Annotated in this window: 11 protein-coding genes; 4 read left to right on the top strand and 7 right to left on the bottom strand. The window is 62.5% G+C overall.

From position 1 onward, the window contains the following. Positions 1-273: hypothetical protein (locus tag JJE47_13660; protein MBK5268470.1), on the top strand; the 273-nt coding region annotated here is incomplete at its 5' end. 583 nt (positions 274-856) lie between these two features. Here the strand turns inward: JJE47_13660 and JJE47_13655 are convergent. The 6 genes from JJE47_13655 to JJE47_13630 form a co-directional block, all read right to left on the bottom strand. Then, positions 857-1,840: an NAD-dependent epimerase/dehydratase family protein gene (locus JJE47_13655; GenBank protein ID MBK5268469.1), complete on the bottom strand. Its 984-nt coding sequence runs from the start codon at positions 1,838-1,840 to the stop codon at positions 857-859. Beyond that, on the bottom strand, positions 1,837-3,459 hold the full coding sequence (locus tag JJE47_13650; protein MBK5268468.1) for an AMP-binding protein: 1,623 nt from the start codon (positions 3,457-3,459) through the stop codon (positions 1,837-1,839). Before JJE47_13650 ends, JJE47_13655 begins: the two co-directional genes overlap by 4 nt. Next, positions 3,456-4,337 carry an alpha/beta fold hydrolase gene (locus JJE47_13645; GenBank protein ID MBK5268467.1) on the bottom strand — a complete coding sequence of 294 codons (882 nt, stop codon included), beginning with the start codon at positions 4,335-4,337 and terminating at the stop codon, positions 3,456-3,458. Before JJE47_13645 ends, JJE47_13650 begins: the two co-directional genes overlap by 4 nt. After that, a complete protein-coding gene (locus JJE47_13640; protein ID MBK5268466.1) occupies positions 4,337-5,371 on the bottom strand; it encodes a 3-oxoacyl-ACP synthase III in 1,035 nt (344 codons plus the stop codon). Before JJE47_13640 ends, JJE47_13645 begins: the two co-directional genes overlap by 1 nt. A gap of 61 nt (positions 5,372-5,432) precedes the next feature. Continuing rightward, positions 5,433-6,065: a response regulator transcription factor gene (locus tag JJE47_13635; protein MBK5268465.1), complete on the bottom strand. Its 633-nt coding sequence runs from the start codon at positions 6,063-6,065 to the stop codon at positions 5,433-5,435. Then, positions 6,062-7,246 (bottom strand): PspC domain-containing protein, encoded by a 1,185-nt coding sequence (locus tag JJE47_13630; GenBank protein ID MBK5268464.1) that lies wholly within the window; start codon positions 7,244-7,246, stop codon positions 6,062-6,064. Before JJE47_13630 ends, JJE47_13635 begins: the two co-directional genes overlap by 4 nt. Before the next feature lie 129 nt (positions 7,247-7,375). Between JJE47_13630 and JJE47_13625 the strand changes: the two genes are divergently transcribed. From JJE47_13625 to JJE47_13615, 3 genes are all read left to right on the top strand, one after another. Beyond that, positions 7,376-8,635: a PspC domain-containing protein gene (locus JJE47_13625; protein MBK5268463.1), complete on the top strand. Its 1,260-nt coding sequence runs from the start codon at positions 7,376-7,378 to the stop codon at positions 8,633-8,635. An 8-nt stretch (positions 8,636-8,643) separates the two neighbouring features. Further along, positions 8,644-8,949 (top strand): hypothetical protein, encoded by a 306-nt coding sequence (locus JJE47_13620; GenBank protein ID MBK5268462.1) that lies wholly within the window; start codon positions 8,644-8,646, stop codon positions 8,947-8,949. A 180-nt stretch (positions 8,950-9,129) separates the two neighbouring features. After that, positions 9,130-10,572 carry a DUF3179 domain-containing protein gene (locus JJE47_13615; GenBank protein MBK5268461.1) on the top strand — a complete coding sequence of 481 codons (1,443 nt, stop codon included), beginning with the start codon at positions 9,130-9,132 and terminating at the stop codon, positions 10,570-10,572. A gap of 4 nt (positions 10,573-10,576) precedes the next feature. Here the strand turns inward: JJE47_13615 and JJE47_13610 are convergent. After that, a partial coding sequence (locus JJE47_13610) for a CAP domain-containing protein (protein ID MBK5268460.1) occupies positions 10,577-11,061 on the bottom strand: 485 nt, incomplete at its 5' end.

Below are 11,061 nucleotides of genomic sequence, written 5' to 3'. Positions count from 1 at the left end.
GCCGAAGACCTGGTCGACTCCAACCCGCTCGTCTATGTCGTCGATCAGGGCACCGGTTTCGTGTTCGGCCCCTATCCGGCCGGGACGATCATCAAATGGACCCAGGCTCCTGGAGCCCAACCATCAGAGAAGAAGATGGGCAGCACTAAAGGTCAGGCCGGAGCCGTCGATTACCACCTGAAGGGCCAGGGCGACATGCTTGTCTATGCCGTCGACGCCTCGGGCAACGCTTCAGACCCGTTGGTCTGTCTGGTCCCGCCGCTGCCGAAATAGGGGGATCGATGTCTTCGTTCTGTAGGGAGGGACGAAGACATCAAGCGGCGCGGTTGCGGTAGCAGGCGCCCCACCGACGTAGTGACCCGGTGGGGTGCCCGCTCCCGTATACTTGGTCTAACAGGCAGGAAAGCGGGGTTTCGTCAGCGGCGACGCAGCGGCTCGCCTATCGAGATCCCCGCGACCAGTCCGGCGGCAAGAAAGACGGGGAGAAACACGAACGTCTCGGTGACCATCCAGATAACAAACCCGAGGACCCCCCCAACCCACCGATCGCCATTACCAGCGTCGGATCAATCCCCGACCGTCTCACAGGTGCCTTCCTCCGTGTCAACCGGCACCGTGTAGATCACCGTGATCGTGGCAACCGCCAACGGGGCCATCGTGCCCAGATCACACGCGAAGTTCGGACCAACCGTGCACGTCCCGGTATCCGTCGTGATCGTGTCCTGCGCGAACCCGGTAGAAAGGCCCTGGAATCACCTTCATGTAACTAGACCTAGTTCCGTGGGAGACCATCACTCTTCGTAGTCGCAACCAGACAGAATCCGACATTCTGGGGATAACCCCGAAGTGATCAGCACTATGCGTAGGAAGCCCTCAGTCGTTCGACCCCCTCCCGGAAGGAAACCTCCGGCGAGTAGCCAAGATCCCTGCGGGCGGCGGTGAGGTCGAACCAGTGAGCCGTCGCCAACTGTTCGGCCAGGAAGCGAGTCATGGGCGGTTCTTCGTCGGGGCGGAACCGGGTGAAGAACCATTCTGCCGCCGACCCGGCCGCGTAGGCGACGGCAGGCGGAATCGTTTTGGTGACCGGGGCAACGCCGGCCGCGTCAAGGAGGTCATTGACGATGTCGCGGATAGGTCGCGGTTCGTCTTGGGCAATGAAGTAGGCCTTGCCCGAGATAGGGGCGCCCGGTGCCAGCCGATCGAAGGCCGCGAGGTGGGCGGCGGCGGCATTGTCGATGAACGTGGTGTCGACGATGTTCATCCCGTCGCCGACGAACCGGACCTTGCCGGCCCGGGCCCGTTCGATGATCCTCGGGACGAGTTGGGTGTCGCCCGGACCCCATACGAGGTGGGGGCGGATCGCCACCGTACCGAGACGGTCGTCGGCCTGGCCGAGCACGAAGCGTTCGGCCCGGGCTTTCGTCTCGGGATACGGGGCCGTGAAGTGGTCGGGATAGGGGGCCGATTCGTCGACCCCTTCGACGTCTCCCCCGCCGTGGACCACGCTCGGCGTAGACGTATATATAAGGCGTTCGATTCCGGCGGCTTTGGCGGCTTCGACGACCCGGTGGGTGGCGAGCACATTCGACCGTTCGTAATCGGCGGCCGAACCGGACACCCCCGCTTTGGCGGCGACATGAAACACACCGTCGCAGTCGCGAACTGCCTGTGCGGCGACATCGTCATCGGCCAGATCACCACGCATGACCTCGACGCCTTTGGCCGCCAGGACCGGGTAGTCGCCACGAGCCACACTGCGCACGTGCCACCCGCGGGCCAGGAGTTGATCGATGACCGCTCCGCCAACGAATCCTCCTCCGCCGGTCACGAGAACTTTCATTCCACCCGTTTCCCTGCCCAGACGGCCAGGGCCGGTCGGTCGATCTTCGAGTTGTGCCGGACGTCGGTCGGGAAGCCCTTGTGCGACAGCAACCGTTCCACTCGCTCGGCTCCTACGGCGGCGGCCTCGGAATGCTCATCGATGAAGCTGAGAATTTCGTCGAGGACGTCGTCGTTGTAACCAGGTTCGAGTTCGACACAGACGATGAGTCGCTGCTCTCCGGGTTGGCCGATTCCCACCAACGCCGATCGGGCTACGGCCGGGTGCTGGTCGACCAGTGACTCAACCGGAACCGTGGGGATGTCCCCGCTGGCGGCATGGACCCGGTGTGACCGGCGACCCCCGAACCAGAGTCTTCCTTCATCGTCGAACCGACCGAGGTCGCCCATCCGGTGGGCAACCTTTCCGTCCCAAAACAGTTTGGTCATGGCCATGTCGACCGGACGTTCGACGTATTCGAGACTCACGTTCGGACCCCGCACGACGATCTCTCCAAACGAACCCGTCGGGACTTCGCCCACATCGGCGACATCGGAGACCGGTTCGTCGGCGATGGGGATGAGGGTCACGTCGACTCCGGCGACGGGACGTCCAACGCAGATCCCGACCCCGTCGAGGTTGGCGAGTTCGGAACTGTCGATCGTGGCGACCGGCAGGGCTTCGGTGGCACCGTATGGGGTGGCGATCACCGTGCCCTCGGGAACCATGTTCAAGATGCGTTGCTGGATGTCGCGTCGGACCGGGGCACCGGCGGACAGAACCAGTTTGATCCCGTCGAGGGTGTCGCCGGTCGCTTCACCGTAGCGTCCAACCCGGTCAAGCAAGGCGGGTGAGCCGAACAGGAGATCGGGATGAAAGGCGTCGGTGAGTTCGATGATCCGGGTCGGGTCGACATCGCCCGGTCTCGAAAAGTCCATCCGGGGCATATAGGTGGTCAGCCCCATGAGGGGTCCCAACAGGGCAAAGGGCGCAAACGTCGAAACCGATTTCATACCGCCCGTCAGCCCGTACATGGAGGTGATCATGTCGACCTGGGCACCAAAGATCTTGTGGGTCATAACCACGCCCTTGGGAGGGCCGGTCGAACCGGACGTGAACACGATGGCGGCCGATTCGTTGTCGGCGACGATCGATGCCACCGAGCCAGTCGTCCACTGTCCGATGGATCGCCCCCGGTCAGCCACATCGTCGAGAGACGGGGTCCCCCGTTTGACCCGACCGGCCGAGACCACGGTGGCGTCTGGCGCCCAGCGGTACAGGGTCCGGGCGGCCAGGGCGGTGGGAATTCCCACGAACCCAAACGGTGACGTTTCTTTAAGGGCCTGGGAGATCGACGCCAGGCCGAGTCCCGGGTCGATGAGAATCGGAACCGCGCCGGCTCGCATGAGTCCGTAGCCCGCCTCGAACATACCCTTGCCGGGAGGGACCATGAGGACCACTCGTTTGCCGGCGAAACCCAGTTCGACGAATCCGGCCGCCAGGTCGCGGGTTCGCTCTTCGAATGCCCCGTAGGTGAAACCCCGGAAGTTGCCCCGTTTACGTTCGGCAACGACCACCGCCAGTTGATCGGGGTGGCCCGCCGCCCACGTTGACATACGATCGGTAACGGGGCGGGTCATGTCAGGAACTCAACAATTCTGGGAATGAGGTCGACCCGTTCGTCGTCGAGGACGAGATGGTTGGCGGCGCCGTATCGGACGACTTCGGCGTTCGGGAACCGGCGGACGAACTCGTCGAGGTAGTCGGCGTTGAACACGAAGTCTTTGGTTCCCCATGCCAGCATGACCGGTTTGTCACCGAGCAGGTCGAGGCGGTCGCTGATCCGTTGGATCACGTCATAGGTTCGGTGCTCGTCGTTGATTGGAATGTCCTTCACGAACTCATACACCCCGAGGCGCCGTTTCCACGAGAAGTACGGGGCCCGGTAGCCGCGCCGCTCTTCTCTACTTAATGGCCGGGTAACCGCAATCCGCACGGCGCCTTCCACAAAGGCATTGGCGCCTCGCACGACGGTTTCTCCCGCGCCGGCCGAGCGGGCAGCCAGCAGGGCGGCGGGGATCTTCTTGCCGTCTGGGGGGTGGAAGCCGGCCGAGTTCATAACCACCAGTTTGCGAACCCGCTGCGGATTGGCCACGGCCCAGCCGAGTCCGATCGCTCCACCCCAGTCGTGCATGACCAGGTCGACCGGGCCATCACCGATCACGGTGTCGATGAACTCGCCAAGGTCGGCGATGCGCCGCTCCAACGAAAAGGGGTACTCGTCGCGGGTGGGATGGTCCGAGAAACCCATACCGATGTGATCCATGGCGACCGCCCGGTGGCTGGTGGCAAGCGGGCCGATCAGGTTGCGGAAATAGAACGACCAGGTCGGGTTGCCATGCACGAGCACAACCGGCGAACCCTCACCTTCGTCGACGTAGTGCATCGACATTCCACCAATGGCGGCTTTGCGAGAAGTGAACGGGAAGAGCTCGGAGGGGAATTCGTCTGGCAGCACTACCAGATAAGTTCGTACGCAGCGGCGTTGATACCGCTTCCCATGCCCATCAGGATGACCCGATCGCTTTCGGAGATGCGACCCAGATCGTCCTGCATCGAAAGCAACATCGGAACCGACGCCGGTCCAGTATTCCCGAAGGTGGGGAAAATGCGGGGAACCTTGTCGCTGTCGAGTTCAAGCAGGTCGCTGACCGCCTGGGTATGCACCTGGGAGATCTGATGGATGGCATACATATCGACGGTTTCGTCCTGGAAAGCGAACTTCGAGAAGGCCTCTTGCCAAGTCTCTTTGGCAAGGTCGAGGCCGGCTCGTAACAAGCCGGCCGTGTCGGTGCGCATCTCGTCTGGTTGGCCGACGCACAACTGATTGTGCTGAGTGTTGGCCCGGCTGAGCCCACCAATGAAGCGGTGGGGCGATTCGACCAGATCTCCCCGTGACATCACCATGGCGACCGCCCCCGACCCAAGGGTCAGCGTGGCGAACTGTTCGCGGAACATTTCGGGAGTCGCCGTGTCGCCGTTGAGCCGCTCGATGGTCGATTCAACGGCCACCCGTGACCCTTCTCCATTAACAATAAGGCCATGATCGATTTCGCCCCGCTCGAGCATGGCCGCCACGATGGTCATGCCGTTGAGGAAACCGAGACAGGCGTTGCCAACATCGAAGTTCAGGGCCGTATCGGGGAGGCCAAGTTTGCCGTGCACGATCGAAGCGGTTGACGGTTCGATGTAGTCGCGACACACCGAGGTGTTGATGATGATGCCGATGTCACCCCGGTCGATACCGGACACCTCAATCGCCTTCTCTCCGGCCAACGCCGCCGCATCCGACGGCAATACGCCCTCTTCCCAGAACCGGCGTTCATGGATTCCGGCCAGCGACTGGAGCAGTCCAGGTGCGGCGTGCAGACGTTCGTACGAGCCTGCGAGTTGAGCATCAATTTCGTCGGAAGTGACCACAATCGGAGCATGGGCATGCTCAACGCTCGTGATGGCAATGTTGGTATAGCGTTGATCTGCCTTCGGCACCAGAGGGGGTCCTTCTCGGGGCTAGTTATTTCGGATCAGGTGAGTGTATCGGACCGGACACGCTTTACACGATCCGACGGTCACTGGCCCACCGGGCCAGCTCATATCGACTCGACAGCTGCAGCTTACGCAAAACCGCCGAAACATGCGTTTCAACAGTCTTGACAGAGATCGACAGGCGGGAAGCCACCTGCTTGTACGTGTATCCCCTGGCGATCTGTCTGAGCACTTCGCGTTCCCTCGTCGTCAGCTGATCCAACTCGGGATCGGACACGGTGGGGGCTGACTCGGCGAACGCGTCGAGTACGAAGCCGGCCAACCGCGGCGAAAACACCGCGTCCCCATTGGCGATTCTGGCGATGGCATCAACCAGGTCGGCCGGTGAGATCGATTTGGTGACATACCCCCGGGCCCCGGCCCGGATCATGGCAATGACGTCTTCGGCTTTGTCCGAAACCGACAACGCCAGAAAACGAACGTCGGTGTCATCCTCAGAAATATTCTTGATGACGGCCAATCCCCCACCGCCCGGCATGTGAACATCGACCAGAACGACCTCGGGTCTCAAATCGCGGATGGCCCCGATTGCCTCGTCGACATCGGAAGCCCAGCCGACCACGTCGACATGGTTGGCAAGTTCGGTCCGAACGCCGGTCAGGAACAGCTCGTGATCGTCAACCAGAAATACCCGCATCATTTGTCCGAACCTAGCGGCATCGACAGGTGAACCTCGGTGCCTCCGTCGATCTCACTCGAGACGGTCGCGGTGCCTCCGTGACGTTCCATGCGCCCGATGATCGAATCGGCGATCCCGTGTCGATCACCGTTGACGGTGCTCACGTCGAACCCGCTCCCCTGATCCGACACGAACACGTCTACCTGGCCGTCGGCGGTTTCTGCGTACACCGAAACCCACTGAACTCCCGAGTGGCGGGCGGCGTTGGCGGTGGCTTCCCCGGCGGCCCGAACGAGGGCGTCGAGGGTGGGGTTCAGCTGGACTTCTCCAACGGTCACCAACTCCACCCGGATGTCGTAGTCACGTTCGACCCGTCCCGCCATCGATTGGAGAGCGGTACTCAACAATGTCGAATCGACGTCTGGATCGGCCTCGAATAGCCACTGGCGCAGTTCCCGTTCCTGGGCCCTTGCCAGGGTGACCATTTTGTTCGGGTCGTCTGACCGCTGGATGAGGGCCAACGTCTGAAGGACCGAATCGTGAAGATGAGCGGCCACATCAGATCGTTCCTCCGAACGGATCCGATCGCTTCGTTCCTCGTTGAGGGCTCCCACCAACCGCACGATCCACGGGCCGACCAGCAACATGAGCCCGGCGGCGGTAACGAGAACCGCCAGCAGCGGCAGACCGAGCGTGGTCAAGGCACTCCTCGAGGCGACGAATGTGGCGACACCTGCGAACAGGACGACGGTCCCCACCACCATCCGGCTCATCGGTGGTCGCAGCGAGGCATCACCTCCCGGGAGCATCCACGAAGATAACCGGCTGTAGTTATCGCCCTTGTCGAGGATGGCGGCCAACCCGAAGGCGATCAGTCCGAACGGCCACACGACCGAATCACCAAACCAGAGGTTGGCGGCTCGCAGGGTCATCAACACAGCCACCAGCATGAGGGCCAGGCCCAGCTTCTGTGAGCGGCCGATAATCTGCTTGTTGCCGATGTCAACGGTGTTGACCGTCATGGCTACCCCGATGAGGTAGGCCACGACTCCCACCCCACCCGCCAGGGCCAGCACCACAAATGCCGCCCGAACATACGACGGCGACACACCAACCGATTCTGCGACGCCGGCGGCCAGTCCCGAAAGGATCCGGTCATCTGATCGGCGATACAAAGCCGGTTGTCTTTCGGTGCGCTCCATACATCAGATGATGGCACGGAGTAGCGTCGGAGCCAACGAGGTATTGCCCTGAGACAAACCCTGAGGCTCAGGGTTTTCGGCGGGCCATACCCAATAGCCGACCAGGTCGCCGTCCCCCAAGATGAAGCCATGAACAACTACACAGAAACAGCGGCACCGGAGCGTGAACCCTCACCCGACGTGTCGAGGCCCGGACTTGTCCGGCCAGTCAAGCGGCGAATCATCACTGGCGTAGCCAGCGGCCTCGCCGATTATTGGAACGTGAGCCCGGTGCTCACCAGATTGGGCTTCGTCCTGTTGGCCTTTGCTGGTGGACTGGGATTTTTCCTGTACGCGGCCGGTTGGTTGCTGATCCCCAACGACGACGGCACCGAGTCGATCGCCGAAGAAGCCCTGCGGAAGGCCCGCTCCGGTGAGTCCCATGTTGGGATCGTCCTTATCGGACTGGCGGCCCTCATCGGGGTTTCGTCCATCGGCGGAGTCGACGGTGGCCTCGCCTGGGCAGTGGCCCTCGGGGTCGTTGGGTACCTGCTCTATCGAGGCGACTTTGGTCGAGCCGGCAGCAACGACCAATCACCGAGCCGCTCAGACAGCCCCACCAGTGCCTATCGCTCCAACCGGGTGAGTTCGGTTGTTTCCGACCAGGAGACTGCCGAAGGTAGCGGCCCGCCGCCCCTCCCACCCCGCAATGAACGGCCGGCCCGTCCGCCGCGTCCGCCAAGGACGCCCCGTCCCCCAAGGGAACGGTCCATCCTTGGTCGTTTGAGCCTGGCGGCCGGATTGATCACCGTCGGCATCATGGCTCTGTTCGACAACGCCGGGGCTACCGTCGAATTCCGCCATTACATCGGGGCGATGCTCGTCGTCGTTTCCGTCGGGCTACTCATCGGCGCCTTTGCCGGTCGGGCCCGCCGGCTGGTGTTGATTGGCCTGCTCCTGTTGCCTGTGGCAGCGATATCTCAATGGGTTCCCAATGGTGACTGGCTCGTTTCAATCAACGATGCCGAGAGCCTCGTCATCGACCCGACCACCGTGTCAGACCTCCAAGCACGGTACGAGTACGAGGCTGGCGACGTCACGTTCGACCTGCGAAACCTTGGTAGCGAGGCATTCGACCTTGAGATCGATATGAAAGCCGGCGACTTGACCGTCCTGCTTCCCGACAACACCGACAACAGCAACATCGACGTGACGTTGGGGGTCGGCCAGGTGACTGTCGAGGTGGGCGATGGCCCTCAACCTCAACTAGAGGTTCAGGTCGGAATCGGCGAAATCAACACCTCCGGGCCCGACCAGGGCGGATTGGGTTTGGACTACACCCTGACCGGCGATTCGGCAAGCAATCTCACTATCGACCTTGGCATCGGCCAGGTCAATCTCAGGAATTAGGAGCTGACATGAAACGTCATCCGATCGATTACTTTTCCCTCATCGCCGGCTTCGGCTTCGGCGCCATCGCCATCGCAACCCTCGCCGACCGAGCCTGGTTCGGGCTCGACGCTTGGAACGGACGGTGGATCGGCCCGATCATCCTCATTGCTTTGGGCTTGATCGTGATCGCTCCGAAGCAGTCCTCGTTGTCCGCCGAAACGACCGGTGTACAGACATCCCAGGTCGGCGAGGATCTCGACACGATCTCGGCCGCCCACGACGAGCTCCCACCGGTCTTGATGCAAGACGACCTGCCAACCGACGAGAGCTAACCCGATCCACAACAAGGGAGAGGCGGACTCAGGTCCGCCTCTCCCTTCCCCATTTTCGGGCGGCCCAACAAACACCGGCTTGAGCCTGAGAGCGGAACCACCTGGGAAGTGTGGTATCCGCTCTCCCCCCACGTTCGAACCTTACGACCTCCCACTGAACAACCGCTGAACGTCCGGCCCATGGGCATCGATCTGGACAGCTACGGGCCAAAGCCCGGTACCGTTCAAACCGATATGACCGCCCCTCGAACCTTCACCGTTGCACTGTTCTTAACAGCGGTGGCGTGCAGTTCACCAACCGTTGACGCACCCCACGACCTCGTTTCGGCCACCACCGTCACCACCGTCGCGGCTTCGCCGCCCGCACCTGCGATACCACCGGGGCCGCTTCCGGCACGGGTCGTAGACGAACTGGACACCCTGGTGTCTTCCCTCGACACCGACATCGACCGCGACGCCCTTCGGGCTTTGGCCGACGCCAACGACGCAAGGGTTGCCTGGCTCATCGCCGACCTCCTGCGTTTCTTGCTCCCAGGACCCATTCAAGACGACGCCATCGTCACCTTTGAACAACTCACCGACGTGGATCTCAAAACGGCACCGGTCCCCTGGGTCACGGCCACCAACCTGCTCATCGGTTGGGATGTCCCGGCGCCGCCCGACTACGTCCGATGGAAAGGTCAACTCTTCTCCGCCATCGACGACCGATGGGCGCCCTTCTTCGAGCCGACCGCTTCGATCGACTACCGACTCTTGTCATGGGGCGGCGTCCGGCCGGACGATCGGCCCTTCGGCGACTTCGCAGCCTCCTGCCAGGGCGGCTGCATTCCGGCTCTCGACAACCCGGCAGTCACCGACGTGTCCGGTGGCAGCTGGTATCCCGACGACGGCGTCGTCTTTGGGATCGTCCTCAACGGCGAAGCCAGGGCGTATCCAAAAAACATCTTGGAAGTGCACGAAATGGTGATCGACACGGTCGGTGCGGTTCGAATCGGGTTGCCGTACTGCACGTTGTGTGGTTCGGCCGAGGCGTACGACCTGGCGTCCGTACCGAACGGTATTGACCCTTCCTTCATGCGCACGTCGGGCTTGCTGGTGCGATCCAACAAGCTCATGTTCGACCTCAACACCTGGTCGGCCATCGGCACGTTCACCGGCGTGGCAGTGTCAGGACCGCTCCATGATGCCGGTGTTGAGTTGACCCAACTCAGCGTCGTCGTCTCAACGTGGGCCGAATGGAAAAGGACCTACCCGCAGACCACGATCGTGGCTCAGGATGGGGGCATCGGACGATCGTACGAGGCGGACCCACTCGGAGGGCGCGATGCCAACGGCCCCATTTTCCCGATCGGCCCCGTCGACGATCGACTGCCGGTCCAGGCGCCGGTCCTGGGAGTCGAAGCGGCTGACGGAACTCTGGTGGCCTTTCCAATCGCCGAGGTGCGTGAGCAACTCGCGGTCGGCAAACGGATCATGTTTGGCAACATCGAAGTTGTTGCCATTGCCGGTGGGTTCACAGCCGTGGAGAACGGTTTGGAGATCGTCTTCCACGAAGCCTTCTGGTTTGCCTGGTCACAGTTCCATCCGGACACCGGGTTGTGGCAGCGAGGCCTCGATAATTAGGTGGCTACTGGGCTGCGAAGATGTGCACGGTCCACAGCATCCCGGTGCCGTCGATCCAGGCGCCGATGCCAACATGGGTGTATCGACCGTCCGTGATGTTGGCCAGGTGGCCTGAGGAGCCGGTGAACACGCTGTAGAGCCCCTGAGCAGTGCTACCGCCCGCCCCGACATTTTCGGCACTCATCGTCCACTTGCCATCGATGCCACCCATCCCACTGTGTGAGATACCCCCGGCGATGGCCATTTGTTCAGCCCACCACCTCGCATAGCCGTCGAGCCCTCCGTCCCGGCTGAGCGCGCCCACGCCGGCCGATGAACGAGTGCTGTTGATCAACGAGAGGAACGTCGATTCATCTCCGCCCGACACATATCCCCCGGCCGGAGCCGTGGTCGTGGTGGTGGGCGGCGGTGCAGTCGTCGTCGTTGCCGGTGGCGGGTCCGAGGGAGGCGTCGTCGTAGGTGGCGTCGTCGTAGACGGAGGCGCATCGG

It is taken from the genome of Acidimicrobiia bacterium (assembly GCA_016650365.1).
Taxonomy (GTDB): Bacteria; Actinomycetota; Acidimicrobiia; order Spongiisociales; family JAENVV01; genus JAENVV01.
Note: the sequence above shows the minus strand (reverse complement) of the source record. Positions and strands in the feature narration are given on the sequence as shown.

What these genes read in the sequence shown, in the direction of transcription:
- JJE47_13635 (MBK5268465.1), bottom strand. Translation starts at nt 6,065, where the DNA reads ATGATGCGGGTATTTCTGGTTGACGATCACGAGCTGTTCCTGACCGGC.
- JJE47_13625 (MBK5268463.1), top strand. Translation starts at nt 7,376, where the DNA reads ATGAACAACTACACAGAAACAGCGGCACCGGAGCGTGAACCCTCACCC.
- JJE47_13655 (MBK5268469.1), bottom strand. Translation starts at nt 1,840, where the DNA reads ATGAAAGTTCTCGTGACCGGCGGAGGAGGATTCGTTGGCGGAGCGGTC.
- JJE47_13615 (MBK5268461.1), top strand. Translation starts at nt 9,130, where the DNA reads ATGGGCATCGATCTGGACAGCTACGGGCCAAAGCCCGGTACCGTTCAA.
- JJE47_13650 (MBK5268468.1), bottom strand. Translation starts at nt 3,459, where the DNA reads ATGACCCGCCCCGTTACCGATCGTATGTCAACGTGGGCGGCGGGCCAC.
- JJE47_13620 (MBK5268462.1), top strand. Translation starts at nt 8,644, where the DNA reads ATGAAACGTCATCCGATCGATTACTTTTCCCTCATCGCCGGCTTCGGC.
- JJE47_13630 (MBK5268464.1), bottom strand. Translation starts at nt 7,246, where the DNA reads ATGGAGCGCACCGAAAGACAACCGGCTTTGTATCGCCGATCAGATGAC.